We start from the raw sequence: 22,959 nt of genomic DNA, 5'->3' as shown, positions 1-22,959 counted from the left end.
AGGATCAGACGCCGAACTCCCGCAGCGCCGCCAGGAATTTCTCCGGCCGGTTCTGATGGACCAGATGTCCGCCCTTGATCGTGACCAACGCGGTGTCCTGGATCCGCTCCGCCATCCAGACCTGCTGCTCCTGCGGCAGATGGCTGCTCCTGCCCCCGGCGACGATCAGGGTGGGCGCGGTGATCTCCGAGAGGTCCGCGCGCCAGGCCGGGTCGGGATCGTTCAGCTCCGCGTCCGTGGCGCCCACCACCGCCCAGTCGAGTCCCACCGGGCCACTCGGCGGCTCGGCGGGGCCGCGCGGCGGGTCGAGCGGGAAGAAGACCGGAGCCTCCTCCAGCACCAGGCGGCCGATCAGCTCCGGCTCGCGCTGGGCGAGCAGATACGCCGCCGCGCCCCCCATCGAGTGCCCGACCACGGTCGCGCCGGCCAGCCCCAGGGCCTTGAGGAATCCGCCCAGTTCGTCGCGGAAGACACCGAAGCCGTAGGTGCCCGGCCAGTCGCTGAGCCCGTGGCCGCGCAGGTCGGGCGCGTAGACCCGCCGGTCGGCGGCCAGCTCCCTCGCGAGGTCGGTCCAGTCGGTGCTGTTCCCGCCGCGGCCGTGCACCAGCACCACCGGCGGAGCGTCCTCGGGGCCGCTGACCCGGTAGGCCAGGCGGACCCCGTCGACGGTGACCGTGCGGACCTCCGGGTCCAGGAAGGCGGCGACCGGGCGCAGGAACGCGCCGGCGTCGTCGACCCACGGGAAGTGTCCGGCGGCCGGCTGGACCACGAGCTCGGCGTGCGGGAAGCAGTCGGCGATCGCGGCGGCCTTCGCCGGCGTGGGTCCGCCGTCGTACGCGCCCGCGAGGACCAGGACCGGGGCGGTCAGCCCCTTCAGCGCGCGCCGGGTGGCCTCGGGGTCGAAGGCCCCTTCGGCGTGGTAATGGGGCTGCGCGGCCCAGTTGGTCTGCTCGTCGAGTGCGGCCGCGTGCGTCCGCGCGGCCTCGTCCCAGCGGCCGTAGGAGAAGGGCATCACGATCGCCGCGGCCTCCGGCATCGGGGTGTCGGGGCCGATGGCCTCCAGGGCGGCGCGCGCCTCGGGGTACCACGGCTGGTCGGCGAAGATCTCGGCGGCCTCGTCCCACTCCTCGTCACCGGTGTCGAGTCCGACCGCCCGTCCGCGCATGGTGACCAGGACGAGCGAGCGCACCCGCTCGGGGTGGGCGGCGGCGTAGAGCAGGGCGAGGGTGCCGCCGGCGGAGTGGCCGAGGAGGTCGATCCGGTCGAGGCCGAGGTGGGCGCGGAAGGCCTCGACGTCGGCGACCTGGCGGTCGCAGCGGTAGCCCGCGGGGTCGGCGGGCGCCTCGCTGCCGCCGGTGCCGCGCGGGTCGAGCACCACCAGGGTGCGGTGTGCGGTCAGTCCCCCGAGGTCGCCGAGGTAGACGGCGTCGCGCAGGGGGCCGCCGGGCAGCACGAGCAGCGGGTCCCCCGTGCCCCGTGTCCGGTAGGAGAGCACGGTTCCGTCGTACGTCGTGAACTGAGGCATGCCGTCGATCATGGAGGTCGGCGGAAGGGCGCGGCAATCGAATTCGCCGAGAGCGCGATACGGTGGGATGTCCGCCGCCGTCCCCTCCCACCAGCGAAGGAATGCGTTTCACCGTGTCCGAGACCCCTCAGGCCGCGATCCTCCCGGTCGAGCTGCGCGGTGACTGCGCGAACTGCTTCGGGCTGTGCTGTGTCGCGCTGCCCTTCGCCAGGTCCCATGACTTCGCGGTGGACAAGTCCTCGGGCGAGCCGTGCCGGAACCTCCAGGAGGACTTCCGCTGCGGCATCCACACCCGGCTGCGGGACAGCGGCTTTCCCGGCTGCACCGTCTACGACTGCTTCGGCGCGGGCCAGCAGGTCTCGCAGGTCACCTTCGGCGGGGTGTCCTGGCGGGAGGCGCCGGGGACCGCGCGGCAGATGTACGAGGTGTTCCCGGTGATGCGCCAGCTGCACGAGCTGCTGCGCCATCTCGCGGAGGCCCGCGCCCTCGCCGCCACCCGCCCGCTGCACCGCGACCTCGACCGGGCCCTCGCCCGGGTGACGGAGCTGACCGGGGGCACGGCGGCCGACCTGGAGAAGCTGGACGTCGGCCCGGTGCGGGCCGAGGTGAACCCGCTGCTCCTGAAGAGCAGCTCCCTGGTGCGGGCGGCGGCCGGGGGCAAGCCGAAGAACAAGCGGGGCGCGGATCTGATCGGCAAGCGGCTGCGCGGGGCGAAGCTGCGCGGCGCGGACCTGCGCGGGGCGCTGCTCATCGCGGCCGACCTCAGCGGGGCGGACCTCTCGCTGGCCGATCTGATCGGTGCGGACCTGCGGGACGCCGATCTCTCGGGCGCCGACCTGACGGGCGCGCTCTTCCTCACCCAGCCGCAGCTGAACTCCGCCCGCGGCGACGCCGCCACCCGCCTGCCGGAAGGCTTCGAGCGCCCCTCGCACTGGACCCGTTAGTCCTCGCGGTCCTCGATCGCGTACACGTACGGCGTGGTCGTGGTCAGCTCCGCGAAGCCCAGGCGCGCCAGGATGGGGCGGCTGGTCGGGGCGGCGTCGACCTGGAGGTAGCGGTAGCCGCGGTCGGCGGCGATCCGGGCGCGGTGGGCGACGAGGGCGCGGTAGAGGCCGCGGCCGCGCCAGGCCTCGACGGTGCCGCCGCCGTACAGTCCGGCGAAGTCGGTGTCGGGCGGGAGGTCGAGGCGGGCGGCGCTGACGGGCTCCCCGTGGGCGACGGCGAGGACGGCGGCGACCGTGCCGGGCGCCTCGGCGAGCTGGTCGAGGAGGCGCCGCCCGATGTGCGAGGAGTCCGTGCCGAAGGCCCGCTCGTGGACCTCCACCACCGCCCGTACACCGGTCTCGTCGGTGACCGGCCGTATCTCCACGCCGTCGGGGAGGCCCTCGTGCGCCGGGAGGGCGGTTGCCTCCGCGACCATCAGGGTCTCCTCCTCGTCGGGGGTGAAGCCGGCGGCGAGGAGGCGTGCGGCGAGGTCGGCGGGGCCGTCGTGACCGTACAGCTTCCATTCGAAGGAGCGGCCGGCGGCCCGGAAGTGGCGGATCTGCGCGGCGATGGCCGCGTCGGCGTCGTAGGGCCCGAGTCCGGACCACAGGACACCGTTCCAGCCGTGCGCGGGGCCGGTCTGGCGGACGACGAGTCCGTCGCGTTCGACCCGGGCGCCCGGCCCGTCGGGGCGGGCGCCGAGGCGGAGCTGTCGGTCGTAGCGGGTGCGCAGCGCGGTGAGGTCCATGGCGTCCACCCCAGCACCGGCGGGGGCCGTGGCGCCACCGGATTACGGATCCGGCGGGGTCAGGGGGCGGGTGACGCCTCCCGGCCGGCGCCGGCGTCGTGGCGGAGCGGGGTGATCTGTTCGATGTCGTAGCGGACGCGGAGTCGTGCGATGGCGTCGTGGTCGACCTCGCCGCCGGGCCCGGTGGCCCCGAGGATCCCCATCAGCTCCTCGAAGTAGGTCTCGTGGTACGTGGGCGGCGAGACCTGGAACAGCATGCGTACGGGGGTGTCGCCGACGTTGGCGAAGGCGTGCGGACAGCCGGGCGGGACGAGCATGAGCGTGCCCGGGGTGGCGCGCACCGGGTGCCGCCCGTCGGCCGAGCGCCAGCCGCGCCAGCTGTCGGCGGTGCGTACCTCCGGTTCGAAGGCGAGCACCTCCAGTTCGCCTTCGAGGAGATAGAACAGCTCCTCGGCTCGGCCGTGGGTGTGGGCGCCGACGTCGAAGCCCGGCGGGACGACGACCTCGAACGTGGAGGCGGTGGCGGTGTGTTCGCCGGTGACCTTGAAGGTGACGTGCTGGGCCGGGGTGGACAGGGTCCTGCCCTCCCCGGGTGGCACGATGAGACCGCTGAGGGTCATCGTGGCGTCGTTCCTCTCACCAGGTGACGGGCAGGGTCTCGGGGCCGCGGATGAGGGCGCCGCGCTGCCAGCGGATCTTCTCCTCGGGCACGGCCAGCCTGAGGTCGGGGAAGCGGGTCCACAGGGAGTCCAGGAGGATCTCGGACTCGATGCGGGCCAGGGCGGAGCCGGGGCAGTAGTGCGGGCCGTGGCCGAAGGCGACGTGCGGGTTGTAGCCGCGGTCGAAGTCGAGCTTCTCCGGGTCGGGGAAGACCGAGGGGTCGCGGTTGGCGGTGAGGTAGGAGACGTAGACCGGGTCGCCCTCGGGGATGGTGACGCCGCCGACCTCGACGTCCTCCATGGCGATCCGGGAGAGTCCGACGGCGTTGCGGTGCGGGATGTAGCGGAGCAGTTCGTCGACGGCCTGCGGGAGGAGGTCGGGTTCGGCGCGCAGTCTGGCCAGGTGCTCGGGGTGGGTGAGCAGCGCGTAGACCATGTTGGCGCTGTTGTTGCGGACGGCGTGGGCGCCGCCGATCTGGATGAGGACGGCGAGGCCGACGGCCTCCTGCTCGTCGAGGGTGTTCTCGTCGATGGCGTCGGCCAGGACGGCGGCGAGGAACTCCCTGCCGGTGCCGTGGCTGCGTCCGATGAGTTCGGTGAAGTAGCGGGCCATCTCGGCCTTGGCCTTCTCGCTGGCCTCGCGTCCCGCGCCGGCGGAGATGATGGTGTCGGACCACTGGGCCATGAGCGGCTGGTCGCCCTCGGGGACGCCCATGAGTTCGCTGACCATGGCGAGCGGGAAGGGCCGGTTGACCATGTCCATGAGGTCGGCCGGCGGGCCGTGTTCCTCCAGCCGGTCCAGGAGCCGGTCCATCACGTCCTGGGCGTGGTCGCGCAGGGAGCGCAGGGCACGGGCGCTGAAGGCGCGGGCGACGACGCGGCGCATCCGGGTGTGGTCGGGCGGGTCGGCGAAGCCGACGGCGCCCTCCATGGGGATGAAGTGGGGCGCGAGCCGGGTGATGGAGCGTCCGTAGACGGCCTGTCGGCTGAAGCGGGGGTCCACGGAGACGAATTTGACGTCCTCGTAGCGGGTGACGAGCCAGGCGTGGCCCTCGCCGTGCGGGAGGCGGACGCGGGTGACGGGGTCCTCGTGGAGGAGCTTGGCGAGGAGCGGGTCGAAGGCAAGTCCGGTGAGGTCGGGGACGGCCCAGAAGTGCACCGGGGGGTCGGCGGCGTCATCGGGGGTGCCGGGGTGTGTGGTCGTGGTCATCGGGCCACCGCCGCTGTCGTGGGGCGAGTGCGGTCGGACATGACGGTCCATTTCGTCCGGGGGCGGGCAAGGGGAAGCCGGACGGCCTCATCGTCGGTCCCTTCCCTCCCCCGGCACGGGCGGCGCGCTCGCGGCGGCAATCACACCCGAAGAGGTGAGCGCGCCGTGGCGCCCGGCGGGCGGATCGGGTCGGTCCGGCGGGCCCGCCGGGATCCGTCGTGCGGTTCGGGCACGGGGACGGACCTCGCCGTCGGTTCCGTGCCGACCGACAAAACCCGTGCCCCCCTCTTGCCAAGACCCGGGGAGTGCCGGTTTTACTGGGCCCACAGATGATCTACCGAATGATCGGTCGCCCGTTTCGAGGCGGAGGGAGCGGCGCATGGACGACCTGCTGGACGCGGGCGAGCGGCTCGGACGCGACGAGCTGGAGGCCCTCCAGCTGGAGCGGCTGCGCGCCACCCTGCGGCACGCCTATGACAACGTGGCGTTCTACCGGCGGTCCTTCGACGCGGCGGGCGTCCGCCCCGAGGACTGCGGTTCGCTCGCCGACCTGGCCCGTTTCCCCTTCACCGCCAAGGCCGATCTGCGCGAGCACTACCCCTTCGGCATGTTCGCCGTCGAGCCGTCGCGGATCCGCCGCATCCACGCCTCCAGCGGGACGACCGGGCGGCCGACCGTCGTCGGCTACACCCAGCGGGACCTCGACACCTGGGCGGACGTGGTGGCCCGCTCACTGCGTGCGGCCGGCGCCCGGCCCGGCCACAAGGTCCACGTGGCGTACGGATACGGGCTGTTCACCGGTGGCCTCGGCGCGCACTACGGAGCCGAGCGGCTCGGCTGCACGGTCATCCCGGCCTCCGGCGGCATGACGGCCCGCCAGGTGCAGCTGATCCAGGACTTCCGGCCCGAGATCATCATGGTGACGCCCTCGTACATGCTCACCCTGCTCGACGAGTTCGAGCGACAGGGCGTCGACCCGCGTGGCACCTCCCTGAAGGTCGGCGTCTTCGGCGCCGAGCCCTGGACGGAGGAGATGCGCCGGGAGATCGAGGAGCGCTTCGCCCTCGACGCGGTCGACATCTACGGACTCTCGGAGGTGATCGGCCCGGGCGTGGCCCAGGAGTGCGTGGAGACCAAGGACGGCCTGCACATCTGGGAGGACCACTTCTACCCGGAGGTCGTGGACCCGCTCACCGGCGAAGTGCTGCCGGACGGGGAGGAGGGCGAGCTGGTCTTCACCTCCCTGACCAAGGAGGCCATGCCGGTGGTGCGCTACCGCACCCGCGACCTGACCCGGCTGCTGCCGGGCACCGCGCGGGTCTTCCGGCGCATGGAGAAGGTCACGGGCCGCAGCGACGACATGGTGATCCTGCGCGGCGTGAACCTCTTCCCCACCCAGATCGAGGAGATCGTCCTGCGCACTCCCGCCGTGGCGCCGCACTTCCAGCTGCGGCTGACGCGCGAGGGCCGGCTCGACGCCCTCACCGTACGGGCGGAGGCGCGCCCGGACGCGACGCCCGAGCAGCGCGCGGAGGCGGCCCGGGCGATCGCCGCGGCGGTCAAGGACGGCATCGGCGTCTCGGTCGCGGTCGAGATCGTCGATCCGGAGACCCTGGAGCGGAGCGTGGGCAAGATCAGGCGGCTCCTGGACCTGCGCACCCCGTAGGACGGGCGCGGTCCGGCGGGGCGGGCGCCCGGCCCGGCCGCTGCGTAGCCTGGAGGGAGGAGGTGGTGGCGATGCTGGCGGAATCCCCGATAGCCGCGATCATTCCGGTGAGCGACATGGCCCGTGCCAAGCGCTTCTACACCGAGACCCTCGGTCTCACCCTCACGAAGGAGTCGCCCGAGGACACCAGGCTGGAGACCGGGGGCACGACGATCGGTCTCTATGAGACGCCGTACGGCGGCCAGGCCCAGCACACGCTGGCGAGCTGGAAGGTCGGCGATCTGGACGCGGAGATGTCGGAGCTGCGCTCCAAGGGCGTGACCTTCGAGGACTACGACCTGCCGGGGATCAAGACGGTCGACGGCGTCGTGGAGTCGGACACGATGCGGGGCTGCTGGTTCAAGGACAGCGAGGGCAACATCCTGTGCGTCATGGAGGAGCGCGAGGGCTGACCGACTTCACGGAGGCCGCGGCCTCATGAGGCCGGCACTCATGAGGCCGGCACCTCATGGGGGCGGCACCTCATGGGGCCGTGTGGCGGTCCCGCAGCTCCCGCTTGAGGATCTTGCCGCTGGCGTTGCGGGGCAGCGACTCGACCAGGACCACCCGCTTCGGGGCCTTGAAGTGGGCGAGCCGGTCGCGCGCGTGGGCGAGGAGCTCGGCCTCGGTGACCTCGGCGCGGGGGACGACGAAGGCGGTGACCGCCTCGATCCAGCGCTCGTCGGGGAGGCCGACGACGGCCGTCTCGGCGACCGCCGGGTGGGTGTAGAGGACGTCCTCGACCTGGCGGGAGGCGACGAGGACACCGCCGGAGTTGATGACGTCCTTGACCCGGTCGACGACCGTGAAGTAGCCCTCCGCGTCGCGCACGGCGAGGTCACCCGAGCGGAACCATCCGTCCCGGAACGCCTCCCTGGTCTCCTCGGGCTTGTTCCAGTAGCCCTTGCACAACTGGGGCGATCGGTAGACGACTTCGCCGGGGGTGCCGTCCGGCACGTCCCGGCCGTCCTCGTCCACGACCTTCGCCTCGACGTACCGGACCGGGCGTCCGCAGGAGTCCATCCGGCCCTCGTGTTCGTCGGGCCCGAGGACGGTGGCGAGCGGGCCGATCTCCGACTGGCCGAAGCAGTTGTGGAAGCGCAGGGCGGGCAGGCGGGAGCGGAGTGACTCCAGGACCGGTACGGGCATGATCGAGGCGCCGTAGTAGGCCTTGCGCAGGGCGGAGAGGTCGCGGACGGCGAACTCGGGGTGCTGGGAGAGCCCGATCCACACGGTGGGCGGGGCGAACAGGCTGTCGCAGCGCCCGGATTCGACGAGGTCGAAGAGCACGCCCGCGTCGGGCCCGTCGACGATGGTGTTCTCGGCGCCGACCGCCAGGTAGGGCAGCAGGAAGACGTGCGTCTGCGCCGAGTGGTAGAGCGGCAGCGAGTGCACCGGCCGGTCGTCCTCGTGCAGGTCGAGGGCTTCGATGGCGCTCGCGTACTCGTGGACCAGGGCCCGGTGGGTCATCATCGCGCCCTTGGGCAGGGCGGTGGTGCCCGAGGTGTAGAGCAGCTGGACGAGGTCGCGGGCGTCGCGGTCCGAGTCGTACGTGTCGGGGCGCTCGGCGACCTCCGCGAGGAGGGAGCCGGGGCCGTCCCGCAGCGGCCGGACCGCGACGCCGTCCGGGACGCGGCCGGCGAGGTCCGGGTCGGCGAGGACGAGCGAACTGCCCGACTGCTCCAGGATGTACGCGAGGTCGTCGCCGGTGAGGTGCTGGTTGACCGGGACGTGGATCAGCCCGGCGCGGGAGCAGGCCAGGAACGCGATCAGATAGGCGTCGGAGTTGTGCCCGTACGCCGCCACGCGGTCGTACTCCTCCAGACCCCACCGCTCGCGCAGCACGGCCGCGGCGGTCGTGACGGCGGCGTCCAGCTCGGCATAGGTCCAGGTCCGGTCCGCGTAGCGCAGGGCGATCCGGTCGGGGACGCGCTGGGCGCTCATGCGCAGGACGCCGTCGACGGTCCGGGTGAGCAGTCTGCGCGGTACTCGGTCCATGACCGATGATCCTCGGTGGGGCCGGGCGGGCGGTCAAGTACCCGGCCGGCGGGGGACGCACCCGATGCGGAGCGGACCCGGTGCGGGACGGACCGGCGCGGGACGGACCGGCGCGGACCTCGGATACCGAACGGCATGTTGACAAAGCAAGCGCTCAGCTGAGTGCATGGCCCCAACCCGCATGTCCCGCATGCCCGTTGGGAGGCACGTTGCACCTCCGCACCTTCTTCCCCACCCGACTGAGGCGTCTGACGCTCGTCGGTGCCGCTCTCGCCACCGTCACCGCCTCGCTGCCGGCCGCCGCCGCGGCGGACCCGGCCGGCCTGACCCACCGTCCCTCGGACCGGGGCCTGTCGGCCGTCATCCGGTACACCGAGTACGGCATCCCGCACATCGTCGGCAAGGACTACGCGAGCCTCGGCTTCGGCACCGGCTGGGCGCAGGCCGCGGACCAGGTCTGTGTCCTCGCCGACGGCTTCGTGACCGTGAACGGCGAGCGCTCGCGGCACTTCGGCGCGGACGCCGCACCCGACGGCTCGCTGTCCTCGGCGACGAAGAACCTGTCCAGCGACCTGTTCTTCCGGGGGGTGAAGGAGGCGGGGACGGTCGAGGCGGTGCTCGCCCTGCCCGCACCGGCCGGGCCGTCCCGGCAGCTCAGGGAGCTGATGCGCGGCTGGGCGGCCGGCTACAACGCCTGGCTGCGAAAGAACCGCGTCACCGATCCGGCCTGCGCGGGCGCCGACTGGGTGCGGCCGGTCACCGCGCTCGACGTGGCGCGCCGCGGCTGGGCGGTCTCCGTCCTGGGCGGCCAGGGCCGGGCCGTGGACGGCATCGTCGCGGCCGGTCCCCCGACCGGGGCGCCGGTCTCCGGGCCGCCGGTCTCCGGGGTGCCCGCCGACGGGTCACCTGTCTCCGGGGCGCCCGACCCGGCGCGTACGGCCGAGGCCGCCCGTGAGCTCTTCGCGGCCGAGAACGCCACCATGGGGTCCAACGCCGTCGCCTTCCAGGGCTCCGCCACCGCGAACGGGCGCGGGCTGCTGCTCGGCAACCCGCACTACCCGTGGCACGGGGGCCGGCGCTTCTGGCAGTCGCAGCAGACCGTCCCGGGCGAGCTGAACGTCTCCGGCGCCTCCCTGCTCGGCACCACCGTCGTCAACATCGGCTTCAACGACAAGGTCGCCTGGAGCCACACCGTCGCCACCGGCGTCCCGCTCAACCTGCACCAGCTGGCCCTCGACCCGGCCGACCCCACCACGTACCTGGTGGACGGCAGGCCGGAGCGGATGACCCCGCGCACGGTCACGGTCGCGGTCAGGGACGGCGCACCGGTCACCCGTACCCAGTGGTGGACCCGCTACGGGCCGGTCGTCTCCGGGCTCGGCGCGCAGCTGCCGCTGCCGTGGACCGCGACGACGGCCTTCGCGCTGAACGACCCCAACGCCGCCAACCTGCGGGGCTCCGACACCGCGCTCGGCTTCGCCAAGGCCCGCTCCACCCGGGACGTGGCCGACGCGCTGCGCCGCACCCAGGGGCTGCCGTGGGTGAACACCATCGCCGCGGACTCGGCCGGGCACACCCTGTTCACGCAGGCGCAGGTGCTGCCGCGGATCACCGACGAGCTGGACCGGCGCTGCTCCACCCCGCTCGGCCGCGCCACGTATCCGGCCTCCGGTGTCGCGGTGCTCGACGGCTCGCGCGGCGACTGCGCGCTCGGCTCGGACCCGGACGCGGTGCAGCCCGGGGTGTTCGGGCCCGCGCGGATGCCGGTGCTGCGGGACGCCCCGTACGTGGAGAACTCCAACGACAGCGCCTGGCTGGCCAACGCGGACCGGCCGATCACCGGCTACGAGCGGATCTTCGGCACCGTCGGCACCCCGCGTTCGCTGCGCACCCGCGGCGGGCTCGAGGACGTGACGGCGATGGCCGGGCGGGGCGGGCTGACCGTGGCCGACCTGCAGCGCCAGCAGTTCGCGAACCGGGCGCCGGCCGGTGACCTGGCGGCCGCCGACACGGCCCGCGCCTGTGCGGCCGTCCTCGCCGACGACCCGGAGGCCTGCCGGGTGATCGGGGCCTGGGACCGCACGATGGACGGCGACAGCCGGGGCGCGCTGCTCTTCGACCGGTTCTGGCGGAAGTTCACGGCGACGGCGAAGCCGGCCGACCAGTGGAAGGTGCCGTTCTCCGCCGCCGATCCGGTGCGCACCCCGCACACCCTCGCCACCGACTCCCCCGCGTTCGCCACGGCCCTCAAGGCCGCGGTGGCGGAGCTGCGGGCGGCCGGGATCGCCCTCGACGCCCCGCTCGGCGCGCATCAGTTCGTGGTACGGAACGGGGCGCGGATCCCCGTGAGCGGCGGCACGGAGGCGCTGGGCGTCTGGAACAAGACCGAGCCCGTGTGGAACCCGGCGGGCGGCGGCTACACGGAGGTGGCGCACGGCACGAGCCATGTCCAGGCGGTGGGCTGGGACGGCAGCCGCTGCCCGGTGGCCCGCACCCTGCTCACGTACGCGCAGTCCTCGAACCCGAACTCGCCACACCACAGCGACCAGACCCGCCTCTACGCGGGCGAGCGCTGGGTGACCTCCCGGTTCTGCGAGAAGGACATCCTGCGCTCGCCCGGCCTGCGGGTCGTGGTGGTCAGGGACTGAGGTCGGGCACGGACGGAGACCGGTCACGGACCGAGGCCGGTCACGGGCTGAACGACAGGAAGACGAAGGCGGCGAAGATCGAGAGGTGGACGCCGCCCTGGAGGAGGGTGGCGCGTCCGGGCACCACGGTCAGGGCGCTCACCGCGGCGGTGAGCACGAGCAGCACCATGTGGAGGGCGCCCAGACCGAGGACCAGGGGGCCGGACAGCCAGATCGAGGCGAGCGCGATCGCGGGGATCGTGAGGCCGATGCTGGCGATGGCGGAGCCGTAGGCCAGGTTCATGCTGGTCTGCATCCGGTCCCGGCGGGCCGCGCGGACGGCGGCGAGGGTCTCGGGGAGCAGCACCATGAGGGCGATGACGACGCCGACGACGGCCTTGGGCAGGCCGGCGGACTCGACGCCGTCCTCGATGGTGGGCGAGACGAGCTTGGCGTTGCCGACGACGGCGACGAGGGCGAGCACGAGCAGGCCGAGGCTGATCCAGGTCTCGCGGGCGGTCGGCGGCGCGGCGTGCTCGTCCTCGGACTCGCCGGCGTTCCCGTCCGCGGGGACCGGTCGGGGCACCGGCAGGAAGTAGTCGCGGTGCCGGACCGTCTGGACGGCGACGAAGACCCCGTACAGGCAGAGGGAGGCGACGGCGGCGAAGGCCAGCTGGGCGGTGGAGAACTCGGGCCCGGGGTGGCTGGTGGTGAACGTGGGCAGGACCAGGGTCATGGTCGCCAGGGTGCAGACGGTGGCGAGCGCGCCGCCGGAGCCCTCGGCGTTGAAGACGGCGACGCGGTTGCGCAGTGCGGCGACGAGGAGGGACAGGCCGACGATGCCGTTGCAGGTGATCATGACGGCGGCGAAGACGGTGTCGCGGGCGTAGGTGGCGGCCTTGTCGCCGCCTCCGGCCATCAGGGTGACGATGAGTCCGACCTCGATGACGGTGACGGCCACGGCGAGGACGAGGGAGCCGTAGGGCTCGCCGACGCGGTGGGCGACGACCTCGGCGTGGTGGACCGCGGCGAGCACGGCGGCGAAGAGGCAGACGGCGATGAGGGCCACGGCGAAGCCGGGTAGGTCCCGCCCCCAGCCGAGGCCGAGGCCGACGGCCGCGACCACCGGGCCCCAGGTGGTCCACTGTCGTGTCAGTCCTGCCGTACTCGAACTCATGCCCTGAATCCTGCCATAAAGGGTGGATCACCCTCCGTTCGCCGCGTACGACAGGGGCCTGACAGGGACTCAGGAGGAACGTCACAGCGGGCGGTCGTGGCCCTCCCAGTAGGGGGCGCGCAGGCGGCGCTTGTAGAGCTTGCCGTTGGGGTCACGGGGCATGTGGGGGATGAAGTCGACCGACTTCGGACGCTTGTACGAGGCGAGCCGGCTCTCGCAGTGGGCGAGGATCGCCGCCGCGAGGGCGGGGCCGGGCTCGTGACCCTCGGCCGGTTCGACGACGGCCTTGACCTCCTCGCCCCAGTCGGCGTGCGGGATGCCGAAGGCGGCGGCGTCGGCGACGGCGGGGTGGGCGAGGAGGGCGGCCTCGATCTCGGCGGGGTAGATGTTGACCCCGCCGGAGATGATCATGTCGATCTTGCGGTCGCGGAGGAAGAGATAGCCGTCCTCGTCGAGGACTCCGAGGTCGCCGACGGTGAAGAAGTCGCCGATGCGGTTCGACGCGGTCTTGGCCTCGTCCTTGTGGTAGCGGAAGCCGCCGGTGCTCATCTTCATGTAGACGGTGCCGAGCCGCCCGGGCGGCAGCCGGTTGCCGTCGTCGTCGAAGACGGCGAGCTCGCTGATGGGCCAGGCGCGGCCGACGGTACCCGGCTTCTTGAGCCAGTCCTCCGCGGTGGCGAAGGCCCCGCCGCCCTCGCTGGCCGCGTAGTACTCCTCGACGCAGTGGCCCCACCACTCGATCATGGCCCGCTTGACGTGGTCGGGGCAGGGCGCGGCGCCGTGGATGGCGTGACGCAGGGAGGACACGTCGTAGCGGTCGCGGGTCTCCTGGGGCAGGGCGAGCAGCCGGTGGAACTGGGTGGGCACCATGTGGGTGTGGGTGCAGCGGTGGGTGTCGACGAGCCGCAGCATCTCCTCGGGGGTCCACTTGTCCATGACGACGAGCGGGTGGCCGATGTGCAGGGCGGCGGCGGCGAACTGGAGCACGGCCGTGTGGTAGAGCGGCGAGCAGACCAGGTGGACGTTGCCGTCGAAGGGCCTGATGCCGAAGATGCCGAGGAAGCCGCCGAGATGGGTCTCCTCGGGGAGCTTGCCGGGCAGGGGGCGGCGGATGCCCCGGGGCCGTCCGGTGGTGCCGGAGGTGTAGTTCATGACCCAGCCGAGGGTGCGGCCTTCGGGGGCCGTCTCGGGCCGGCCGTCGAGGAGTTCGGCGTACGGGCGGAAGCCGGCGACCTCGCCGACGGCGTAGCGGCGGCTCGGGGCGAGGCCCGCCTCGTCGGCGGCGAGGGCGGCGGCCTCGGCGAACCGCTCGTGGGCCAGGAGGACCTTGGCGCCGGAGTCGGAGACGATCCAGGCGATCTCGGGGCCGACGAGGTGGTGGTTGACGGGGACGAGGTAGAACCCGGCCTGGGCGGCGGCGAGGTAGGCGGTGAGGAAGGCGGTGCCGTTGGGCAGGACGACGGCGAAGGCGTCGCCGCGCTCCAGACCGGCCGCGCGCAGGCCGTGGACCAGGCGGTTGGCGTCGGCGAGCAGCCGTCCGGCGGTCCACTCCTCGCCGTCGGGGGCGATCAGGACGGTGCGGTCGGGGTCGGCGGCGGCCTGGGCCCAGAACCCGGTGGGCGGGTGCGTCACTGCGCGCTCCTTCCGGCGATGCGGTTGATCCGGGTGACCGCCCTTTCGAAGCCCCGGGTGAGGTCGTCGAAAACCTGCTGGACACTTCGCTCGGAGTTCATCCGGCCGACGATCTGACCGACGGGTGTGCCGAGGAGCGGCGCCACCTCGTACTTCTGGATCCGGGAGACGGCCTCGGCGACCAGCAGGCCCTGGAGCGGCATGGGCAGCGGCCCCGGTCCTGCCGGGTCGTCCCAGGCGTCGGTCCACTCGGTGCGCAGCTGGCGGGCGGGTTTTCCGGTCAGGGCGCGGGAGCGGACGGTGTCGCCGGAGCCGGCGGCGAGCAGCTTCTCGGTCAGCGCGCGGGAGTGGAGTTCGGCCTCGGTGGTGGTGAGCCAGAGGGAGCCGAGCCAGACGCCCTGGGCGCCGAGGGCGAGACCGGCGGCGATCTGCTCGCCGCTGCCGATGCCGCCGGCGGCGAGGACGGGCAGCGGGGCGACGGCCTCGACGACCTCGGGGGTGAGCACCATGGAGGCGATCTCGCCGGTGTGCCCGCCGGCCTCGTAGCCCTGGGCGACGACGATGTCGATGCCGGCGTCGGCGTGGTGGCGGGCGTGCCGGGCGCTGCCGGCGAGGGCGGCGACGAGGACGCCGTGGTCGTGGGCGCGGGCGACGACGTCGGCGGGCGGGGAGCCGAGGGCGTTGGCGAGCAGCTTGATGGGGTAGTCGAAGGCCACGTCGAGCTGGCCGCGGGCGACCTGCTCCATCCAGCCGGTGATGCGCCAGCCGGAGGCCTCGCCCTCGGCGAGTTCGGGGACGCCGTGCTTGGCGAGGGTGGCGCGGACGAACTCGCGGTGCCCCTCGGGGATCATCGCCTCGACGTCGGCCTCGGTCACGCCTTCGACCTTCTTGGCGGGCATGACGACGTCGAGTCCGTAGGGCAGTCCGTCGGTGTGGGACTGCATCCAGTCGAGGTCGCGGGCGAGGTCGTCGGGCGCGGTGTAGCGCACCGCGCCGAGGACGCCGAACCCGCCGGCTCTGGTGATGGCGGCGGCCACCGCGGGGAAGGGCGTGAAGCCGAAGATGGCGTGCTCGATCCCCAGGGTGCGACTCAGCTCCGTCTTCATGGGCGGCAGGATGCCGCAGCCGTCGTGCCGAGGGAAGAGATTTTCTGATGCCACGTCAGATTCTTTGCGATGCCGCGCGCTTCCGCCGCCGCTCCCCCTCCGGTAGGAAAGTTTCAGATCTTGCCGGAGCAGCCGAAGTTTTCTTTCATAGATCTCAGGGAGCGGTGAGAGGGTGGACATGACGGAGGAGTCGAGGAGCGACGGACGGGGCCCGAGCCGCAGGGCGTTCGGCGGCGGGGTCCTCGCCCTGGGAGGTGCGCTGATGATCGGTGCGGTGCCGGGAGCGGCGGCCCACGGGCCCGGGGGTGACGGCTCGGGCGGCAAAGACTCGGGCGGTCGCGCCCCGGGCGGCGGAGACGTACGGCGCACGACCCTGCGGCACGGCTCCGCCGAGCGGGCCGGACTGCTGCCCGAGCACCTGGACCGGCTGGTCACCGAGGCGGAATCCTTCCTGCGCCCCTCCCCCGTCCACCCCTGGTACGCGGGCGCCGTGCTGCTCGCCGGGCGCGGTGGGACCGTGGCGCTGCACCGGCCGATCGGCATGGCCGTGCGCTACGCGGCGTACGACGAGAAGACCGACACCGGCGTCGAGCTGCCGGCGGAGCAACGGATCCCGATGCGCGAGGACACCGTCTTCGACCTGGCGTCGGTCTCCAAGCTCTTCACCTCGATCCTGGCGGTGCAGCAGATCGAGCGCGGGACGCTGACGCTGGAGGAGCGGGTCACGGCGTATCTGCCGGAGTTCGGCGGCGGCGGCAAGCAGGACATCACGGTCCGTCAGCTGCTCACCCACACCTCGGGCTTCCGCGCCTGGATCCCGCTCTACAAGGAGCCGACCCGGGAGGGGCAGCTGCGGCTGCTGTGGAACGAGGTGCCGGCGCATCCGCCCGGCACGGTCTATCTCTACTCCGATCTCAACCTGATCACCCTCCAGCTGATCCTGGAGGAGATCACCGGTCGCACCTTGGATGACCTGCTCCGAACCGAGATCACCGCTCCGCTCGGGATGCACCGCACGCGTTTCAACCCCCCGCTCTCCTGGCGGCCGGACATCGCCGCCACCGAGGACGCCCGCAAGCCGTGGTCCGGTCTGGACCGCGGCATGGTGTGGGGCGAGGTCCACGACGAGAACGCCTACGGCATGGGCGGGGTGGCCGGCCACGCCGGGGTGTTCTCCTGCGCCTGGGACCTGGCCGTCCTCGCCCGCACCCTGCTCAACGGCGGGGCCTACGGCGACGCCCGCGTCCTCTCCCCCGCCTCGGTGGAGCTGATGTTCACCGACTTCAACACCGCCCACCCCGGCGACGAGCACGGCCTCGGCTTCGAGCTCTACCAGCACTGGTACATGGGCGCCCTGGCCACCCCGCGCACCGCCGGGCACACCGGCTTCACCGGCACCAGTCTCGTCCTCGACCCGACCACCGACGCCTTCCTCGTCGTCCTCGGCAACTCCGTGCACCCGGTGCGGAGCTGGCGCTCCGGCTCCGCGCCCCGCGTCGCCACCGCCGACGCGCTGGCCCGCGCCGTGCCCGTACGCCCGGCGCGGGGGCGCACCGCCTGGTTCTCCGGCATGGCGAGCGCCACCACCGCCACGCTGACCCTGCCCGACCTCCCCGACGCCGCTCGCCTGGAGTGCGCCCTGTGGTGGGACACCGAACCGGGCGCGGACGGCGCCTTCCTGGAGGCGTCGACGGACGGCGGGGCGAGCTGGACGACGGTGCCGTTCACGACCGTACGGCCCGGCTCGGAGCCCCGGCCCCACCCCTCGGGCGCAGCGAGCGGCTGGTCCGGCCGCGTCTGGCACACCGTCAGGGCCGCGCTTCCCCGCGATCCGGCCACCCGCCCCGTACGGCTGCGCTGGCGCTGCGCGACCGACCGACGATACGTGGGACGCGGCGTGTACGTGGACGCGCTGCGGGTCCTCGACGCGGCGGGGCGCCCGGTCTTCGACGAGGCGCAGCCGGCGGACGGGGCGCGCGTCGAGGCGAAGGGCTGGATCAGGTCGGCGGACTGACGGAGCGTCGGGGCTCCGGGGCACGCGGAGCGGACTGTGCGCGGATGATCACATGAGGTACCTTCCGGCGAGAAGATCTCACCGGGGGGATGAGACGAACGCGAAGGCGAGCGTCTGTCGCGTCACCCGTTCGCGGTGGCCTTCGACCGCGCGGGGGTCGCCGCAACCGGCCCGCCCACGAACGGCACAACCGTTCAGGGGCCCAGCCGCCCACGTCCTCTCCTTCGCCTTCCGATCGAGGTGTTCCTTCATGCTGCCCCTTTCCGAGCGCCGCCCGCCGGGCGCGCGCCGCTTCGTCCTGTCCGCGTGGCTGGGCGCGCTCTCCCTCGCCGTCCTCGCCGCGCTCGTCACGGCGATCGCGCCGCCGGCGCCGGCGGCCGCCACGACCGGCACCACCGCCACCGAGTCCGCCGCCACGAACGCGGTTCCGGACCGGCTGTCCACGCCCTTCCCGGCGAACACGACCTACGTCGTCGACAACAGGACGGAACCGCCCACGACGGCGAACTACTACTGCACGCGGATCCCCGCCGTCGTCACCGCTGCCGACGGCACGCTGCTCGCCTTCGCCGAGGGCCGCGTACGTCACCCGGACATCCGCTGCCACGACGTCGGCCACAACGACCTCGTGCTGCGCAGGTCCACCGACGGCGGCAAGACCTGGCAGCCGCTTCAGGTGGTGGTCGGCCTCTCGGACGTGCTCGCGCACGGCAACCCCGCCCCGGTCGTGGACGCGGTGACCGGCCGGATCACCCTGCTCTACTCCAGCAGCGACTGGAACCGCAACGGGCTCGCCCCCGACCGTGACGGTGCCCTCTACCCCCGTACCGTGCACGCCGTCCACAGCATGGACGGCGGAGTGAACTGGTCGGCCCCCGTCGCGCTGCCGCAGCTCAAGGCCGACGGGTGGGGCTGGGTCTCCACCGGCCCCGGCCACGGCATCCAGCTCAGCCGCGGGAAGCACCACGGCCGACTGATCGTTCCGGGCGACCACACGGCGGGCGGCAACACCACCGCCGGCGGCCAGCTGTACTACAGCGACGACGGCGGCCTCACCTGGGAGCTCGGCGCCACCTCCTCGGCGACCAAGGCCGGTGCGTACCCGGCCGAGCTGACGGTCGCCGAGACCGTCGACGGGTCCGTGTACGTCAACGCCCGCAACTCCGAGCCCACGCGCTGCGCCACCAACGAGCACCGGCTGGCCACCACGAGCGCCGACGGCGGCGCCACCTTCGCCACCCCGTTCGCCCCGGTGCCCAACCTGGACACCGCGCCCGTCTTCGGCTCGCTGCTGCGCCTGCACGCCCGGGACAGGGACGGCAAGCCCGACCGCCTGCTGTACTCGGGGACGTCCCGCCTCGGTCCCAGCGCGCTGGAGGACCGGCGCGAACTGGCCATCCGTTCCTCCTACGACGAGGGACGCACGTGGCAGACCGTGGGCACCCTCGTCTCCGCCGGCCGCACCGGCTACTCCGATCTGACCCTCCTGGACGGCGGTTCCCTCGGCGTGCTGTACGAGACCGGCGTCAACGTCCCGCACGCGGGCATCGTCTTCACCGCGTTCGACGAGACCGCCATGGACGGGGCCAGGACCGAACTGCGCCGCCCGCGCACGGCCGACACCCGCACGCGCGCGCCCGGTGAGCCCGGCAACCACGCGATCATCCACGGCGGCGCCCAGCTCGGGGAGCGCCTCTCCGGCAAGGCCATGAGCTTCGACGGCAAGGACGACTACCTGCGTCTGGTCTGCTCGGAGTCGCTGCGCGTCGGCGTCGACGACCCGAAGGACGTCACCGCAAGGGACTTCACCGTCACGGCCTGGTTCCAGCACGCGGCGACGACCGGGGTCCGGCCGATCGTATGGGCGTACGGCACTCCCGGTGCGGGCCAGAACCTCCGGCACTACTCGATCCGGGCCGAACCCGAGCTCGGCGTCCTGCGTGCCACCGTCGGCACGGACACGGCGAGCGCCGAGGTGACCCTGCCGTCCTCGTACAACGACGGCCGGTGGCACCACGTCGTGTTCAAGCGCGCGGGCGACCGGCTCGTCCTCGCCGTGGACGGCGGCCCGGAGACCACCGCGGTCGCACCGACCGGCGACGTCACCCCGGCCAAGGAGTTCAACGTCCACATCGGCGCCCGGCCCGACTTCCCCAGCCAGCAGGCCGGGGTGACGCAGCTCTTCCAGGGCACCCTGGACGACGTCCGCCTCTACCGGAAGGCGCTGACCGCGGACGAGGTTCTCGCCGTCAAGAACGGCGCCCTCGACGTGGCGACCGACCGGGAAAGGCTCCGCCTCGGTTTCAGCACCATCTGGTAGCGGCGGGGCGCCGCCGGGATCCGGCGGCCTCAGTCCCCGGAGGCGGCGGCGTCCCGCAGCGCGTCGAGGACCGGCCGGATCAGCGGATGGTCCTCGGCTCCGCGGCGGACCGCCGCGAAGACCCGACGGGTGGGGGCGACTCCGTCCACCGGGCGGACGAAGACGCCGGTGAGGTCCGTGCCGCGCAGGGCGGAGCGGGGCACCAGGGCCACGCCCGCGCCGGCCGAGGCGAGGGCGACCACGGCGCGGAAGTCGTCGGAGGAGTGCTCCAGGCGCGGCGCGAAACCGGCGTACTCGCAGGCCAGGACGGTCACGTCGTGGCAGGGGTTGCCGGCGGACTGGCCGATCCACGGATCCTTCGCGAGGTCCGCCAGCGCGATCCGCTCCCGGGCGGCGAGCGGGTGGTCCGGCGGGAGGACGGCGTCGAAGGGCTCCGCGTAGAGCGGGACACGGGTGAGCCGGGCGTCGTCCTCGCCGGGCGCGCCCCGGTACTCGACGGCCACGGCCACGTCGACCTGCCGGTCCAGGACCATCAGCAGGCTCTCGTCGCCCTCGGCGTCCCTGACCCGGACCCGGATGCCGGGCGCGGTGCGGGCGAGGAAGCCGATGGCGGGGGCGACGGCGAGGCCGATGCCGGTGGCGAAGGCCGCCACCGTCACCGTGCCGGCCTCGCCCGAGCCGTACGCGGCGAGCTCGGCCTCCGCGCGCTCCAGCTGGGCGAGGACGGCGTTGGCGTGGTCGAGCAGGATCTCGCCGGCCGGGGTGAGCCGGGCGCCCCGGGCGCCGCGCTCCACCAGGCGGTGGCCGGTCTCCTGTTCCAGGGCGGCGAGCTGCTGGGAGACCGCGGACGGGGTGAGGTAGAGCGCGGCGGCAGCCGCCGTGACGGTGCGGTGGTCGGCCACCGCCCGGAGGATGTGCAGCCGCCGCGCTTCGATCATGCCCCTAGTCTCGCAGGGCGGCGCGCGCGTCGACGAACGCGTCGACGGCCCGGTTCACGTCGTCCGTGGAGTGGGCGGCGGAGAGCTGGACGCGGATGCGGGCCTGGCCCTGCGGCACGACCGGGTAGGAGAAGCCGATCACGTACACGCCGCGCTCCAGGAGCAGCTCGGCCATGCGGCCGGCCTCGGCGGCGTCGCCGATCATGACGGGGGCGATGGCGTGGTCGCCGGGGAGGATGTCGAAGCCCGCCTCGGTCATGCGCGAGCGGAACAGGGCCGTGTTGGCGTTCAGCCGCTCCCGCAGGTCACCGGCGGACTCGAGCAGGTCGAGGACCTTGAGGGAGGCGGCGGCGATCACCGGGGCGAGGGTGTTGGAGAAGAGGTACGGGCGGGAGCGCTGGCGCAGCAGGGCGACGATCTCGGCGCGGGCCGCGACATAGCCGCCGGAGGCGCCGCCGAGGGCCTTGCCGAGGGTTCCGGTGATGATGTCGACGCGGTCCATGACGCCGTGCAGCTCGGGGGTGCCGCGGCCGCCGGGGCCGACGAAGCCGACGGCGTGCGAGTCGTCGACCATGACCATGGCGTCGTAGCGCTCGGCCAGGTCGCAGATCTCGTCGAGCGGGGCGACGTAGCCGTCCATGGAGAAGACGCCGTCGGTGACGACCAGCTTGCGCCGGGCGCCGCCCTCGGTGGCCTCCTTGAGCTGCTGCTCCAGGTCGGCCATGTCGCGGTTGGCGTAGCGGAAGCGGCGGGCCTTGGAGAGGCGGATGCCGTCGATGATGGAGGCGTGGTTGAGGGCGTCGGAGATGACCGCGTCCTCGGGGCCGAGGAGGGTCTCGAAGACGCCGCCGTTGGCGTCGAAGCAGGAGGAGTAGAGGATGGTGTCCTCCTGGCCGAGGAAGGCCGAGAGGCGCGCCTCGAGCTCCTTGTGGACCTCCTGCGTGCCACAGATGAAGCGGACGGACGCCATGCCGTAGCCCCAGCGGTCCAGGGCCTCGTGGGCGGCGGCGACGACCTCGGGGTGGTCGGCGAGGCCCAGGTAGTTGTTGGCGCAGAAGTTCAGCACCTCGCCGGGGCGGCCGCCGGAGGTGACGGCCACGGTCGCGGACTGGGGGGTGCCGATGACCCGCTCGGGCTTGTGCAGTCCGGCCCGGCGGATGTCTTCGAGGGTGGCGCGCAGGTCGTCGCGGACGGAGTCGAACATGGAAAGGGCTCCTGAGTGCTGTGGTCCGGAGGTCAGACGGTCCAGTCGAGGATGATCTTGCCGCTCCTGCCGGAGGCGGCGTCGTCGAAGGCGGCCTCGAAGTCGGTGTAGGCGTAGCGGCCGGTGATCACCGGGGAGAGGTCGAGTCCGCCCTCGAGGAGCACCGACATGGCGTACCAGGTCTCGAACATCTCGCGGCCGTAGATGCCCTTGATGGTGATCATCGAGGTGACGATCTTCGCCCAGTCGACGGAGAAGTCCTCGCTGGGCAGGCCGAGCATGGCGATCTTGCCGCCGTTGGTCATGTTGGCGACCATGTCGCGCATCGCGCGCGGGTTGCCGGACATCTCCAGGCCGACGTCGAAGCCTTCCTTGAGGCCGAGGATGCGCTGGCCGTCGGCGATGGTCTGCTCGGCGACGTTGAGCGCGAGCGAGACGCCGGTCTTGCGCGCCAGGTCGAGGCGCTCCTCGCTGACGTCGGTGATGACGACGTGGCGGGCGCCGGCGTGCTTGGCGACGGCCGCGGCCATGATGCCGATCGGGCCGGCGCCGGTGACGAGGACGTCCTCGCCGACGAGCGGGAAGGACAGCGCGGTGTGCACCGCGTTCCCGAAGGGGTCGAAGATCGCGGCGACGTCGAGGTCGACGGCGACGCGGTGCACCCAGACGTTGGAGGCGGGCAGCACGACGTACTCGGCGAAGGCGCCGTCGCGGCCCACGCCGAGGCCGACGGTGGCGCGGCAGAGGTGACGGCGGCCGGCCAGACAGTTGCGGCACTTGCCGCAGACGAGGTGGCCCTCGCCGCTGACCAGGTCGCCGACCTGGACGTCGGTGACGTCGCGGCCGGTCTCGACGACCTCGCCGACGAACTCGTGGCCGAGGGTCAGGGGGGTGGCGATGGTCTTCTGGGCCCAGCCGTCCCAGGAGCGGATGTGCAGATCGGTGCCGCAGATCCCGGTCCGCTTGACCTTGATCAGGACGTCACCGGGGCCCGTCTCCGGCTCGGGCACGTCCGTGAGCCAGAGTCCCGGCTCCGCCTTCTGCTTGACCAGTGCCTTCAATGTCACGGCTCCCGACGTACGCGTCCTGTGATGTACGGGTCAGGGCGCGGC

Annotated in this window: 17 protein-coding genes; 6 read left to right on the top strand and 11 right to left on the bottom strand. The window is 73.0% G+C overall.

The window, feature by feature from the left end; translation table 11 throughout:
• Positions 1 to 4 precede the first annotated feature (4 nt).
• Entirely contained in the window at positions 5 to 1,525 is a 1,521-nt protein-coding gene (locus ACFY7C_RS18780; protein WP_389651353.1) for an alpha/beta fold hydrolase, read from the bottom strand.
• A gap of 101 nt (positions 1,526 to 1,626) precedes the next feature.
• Between ACFY7C_RS18780 and ACFY7C_RS18775 the strand changes: the two genes are divergently transcribed.
• On the top strand, positions 1,627 to 2,469 hold the full coding sequence (locus ACFY7C_RS18775; protein ID WP_389651350.1) for a pentapeptide repeat-containing protein: 843 nt from the start codon (positions 1,627 to 1,629) through the stop codon (positions 2,467 to 2,469).
• Here the strand turns inward: ACFY7C_RS18775 and ACFY7C_RS18770 are convergent.
• Genes ACFY7C_RS18770 through ACFY7C_RS18760 form a run of 3 tightly spaced genes read right to left on the bottom strand, consistent with a single transcriptional unit; the run spans position 2,466 to position 5,126 of the window.
• Entirely contained in the window at positions 2,466 to 3,257 is a 792-nt protein-coding gene (locus ACFY7C_RS18770) for a GNAT family N-acetyltransferase (RefSeq protein WP_389651347.1), read from the bottom strand. The two genes, ACFY7C_RS18775 and ACFY7C_RS18770, sit on opposite strands and share 4 nt — an antisense overlap.
• A gap of 59 nt (positions 3,258 to 3,316) precedes the next feature.
• Positions 3,317 to 3,877 carry a cupin domain-containing protein gene (locus tag ACFY7C_RS18765; RefSeq protein ID WP_389651344.1) on the bottom strand — a complete coding sequence of 187 codons (561 nt, stop codon included), beginning with the start codon at positions 3,875 to 3,877 and terminating at the stop codon, positions 3,317 to 3,319.
• Positions 3,878 to 3,893: 16 nt separating this feature from the next.
• Entirely contained in the window at positions 3,894 to 5,126 is a 1,233-nt protein-coding gene (locus tag ACFY7C_RS18760) for a cytochrome P450 (RefSeq protein WP_389651342.1), read from the bottom strand.
• A gap of 379 nt (positions 5,127 to 5,505) precedes the next feature.
• Here ACFY7C_RS18760 and paaK point away from each other — a divergent pair, with 379 nt between their 5' ends.
• Both paaK and ACFY7C_RS18750 read left to right on the top strand, forming a co-directional pair.
• A complete protein-coding gene (paaK, locus tag ACFY7C_RS18755; protein ID WP_389651339.1) occupies positions 5,506 to 6,792 on the top strand; it encodes a phenylacetate--CoA ligase PaaK in 1,287 nt (428 codons plus the stop codon).
• A gap of 71 nt (positions 6,793 to 6,863) precedes the next feature.
• Positions 6,864 to 7,244 (top strand): VOC family protein, encoded by a 381-nt coding sequence (locus ACFY7C_RS18750; protein WP_389651336.1) that lies wholly within the window; start codon positions 6,864 to 6,866, stop codon positions 7,242 to 7,244.
• A gap of 70 nt (positions 7,245 to 7,314) precedes the next feature.
• On the opposite strand, the gene ACFY7C_RS18745 is transcribed toward ACFY7C_RS18750, so the two are convergent.
• On the bottom strand, positions 7,315 to 8,829 hold the full coding sequence (locus ACFY7C_RS18745) for a fatty acyl-CoA synthetase (RefSeq protein WP_389651333.1): 1,515 nt from the start codon (positions 8,827 to 8,829) through the stop codon (positions 7,315 to 7,317).
• Positions 8,830 to 9,038: 209 nt separating this feature from the next.
• Between ACFY7C_RS18745 and ACFY7C_RS18740 the strand changes: the two genes are divergently transcribed.
• Entirely contained in the window at positions 9,039 to 11,477 is a 2,439-nt protein-coding gene (locus ACFY7C_RS18740) for a penicillin acylase family protein (RefSeq protein ID WP_389651330.1), read from the top strand.
• A gap of 40 nt (positions 11,478 to 11,517) precedes the next feature.
• Here ACFY7C_RS18740 and ACFY7C_RS18735 read toward each other — a convergent pair whose 3' ends face one another.
• From ACFY7C_RS18735 to ACFY7C_RS18725, 3 genes are all read right to left on the bottom strand, one after another.
• Positions 11,518 to 12,633, bottom strand: a complete 1,116-nt coding sequence (locus ACFY7C_RS18735; RefSeq protein WP_389651327.1) for a calcium:proton antiporter — start codon at positions 12,631 to 12,633, stop codon at positions 11,518 to 11,520.
• A gap of 81 nt (positions 12,634 to 12,714) precedes the next feature.
• Positions 12,715 to 14,265 carry an acyl-CoA synthetase gene (locus tag ACFY7C_RS18730; RefSeq protein WP_389651324.1) on the bottom strand — a complete coding sequence of 517 codons (1,551 nt, stop codon included), beginning with the start codon at positions 14,263 to 14,265 and terminating at the stop codon, positions 12,715 to 12,717.
• Complete coding sequence (locus ACFY7C_RS18725; protein WP_389651321.1) at positions 14,262 to 15,371, bottom strand: NAD(P)H-dependent flavin oxidoreductase; 1,110 nt, start codon at positions 15,369 to 15,371, stop codon at positions 14,262 to 14,264. The genes ACFY7C_RS18730 and ACFY7C_RS18725 overlap by 4 nt, the downstream gene beginning before the upstream one ends.
• 178 nt (positions 15,372 to 15,549) lie before the next feature.
• On the opposite strand from ACFY7C_RS18725, the gene ACFY7C_RS18720 reads away from it, so the two are divergent.
• Positions 15,550 to 17,385, top strand: a complete 1,836-nt coding sequence (locus ACFY7C_RS18720; protein WP_389652750.1) for a serine hydrolase — start codon at positions 15,550 to 15,552, stop codon at positions 17,383 to 17,385.
• Positions 17,386 to 17,635: 250 nt separating this feature from the next.
• Positions 17,636 to 19,705: an exo-alpha-sialidase gene (locus tag ACFY7C_RS18715; protein WP_389651318.1), complete on the top strand. Its 2,070-nt coding sequence runs from the start codon at positions 17,636 to 17,638 to the stop codon at positions 19,703 to 19,705.
• A 29-nt stretch (positions 19,706 to 19,734) separates the two neighbouring features.
• Here ACFY7C_RS18715 and ACFY7C_RS18710 read toward each other — a convergent pair whose 3' ends face one another.
• The 3 genes from ACFY7C_RS18710 to tdh are packed head-to-tail and all read right to left on the bottom strand — an operon-like array spanning position 19,735 to position 22,908.
• On the bottom strand, positions 19,735 to 20,643 hold the full coding sequence (locus tag ACFY7C_RS18710; RefSeq protein ID WP_389651315.1) for a LysR family transcriptional regulator: 909 nt from the start codon (positions 20,641 to 20,643) through the stop codon (positions 19,735 to 19,737).
• A gap of 4 nt (positions 20,644 to 20,647) precedes the next feature.
• Positions 20,648 to 21,847, bottom strand: a complete 1,200-nt coding sequence (locus tag ACFY7C_RS18705) for a glycine C-acetyltransferase (protein WP_389651312.1) — start codon at positions 21,845 to 21,847, stop codon at positions 20,648 to 20,650.
• A gap of 32 nt (positions 21,848 to 21,879) precedes the next feature.
• Positions 21,880 to 22,908, bottom strand: a complete 1,029-nt coding sequence (gene tdh / locus ACFY7C_RS18700; protein ID WP_389652747.1) for an L-threonine 3-dehydrogenase — start codon at positions 22,906 to 22,908, stop codon at positions 21,880 to 21,882.
• Positions 22,909 to 22,959: the final 51 nt, after the last annotated feature.

The sequence above is a fragment of the Streptomyces sp. NPDC012769 genome (assembly GCF_042901205.1).
GTDB lineage: Bacteria > Actinomycetota > Actinomycetes > Streptomycetales > Streptomycetaceae > Streptomyces.
Note: the sequence above shows the minus strand (reverse complement) of the source record. Positions and strands in the feature narration are given on the sequence as shown.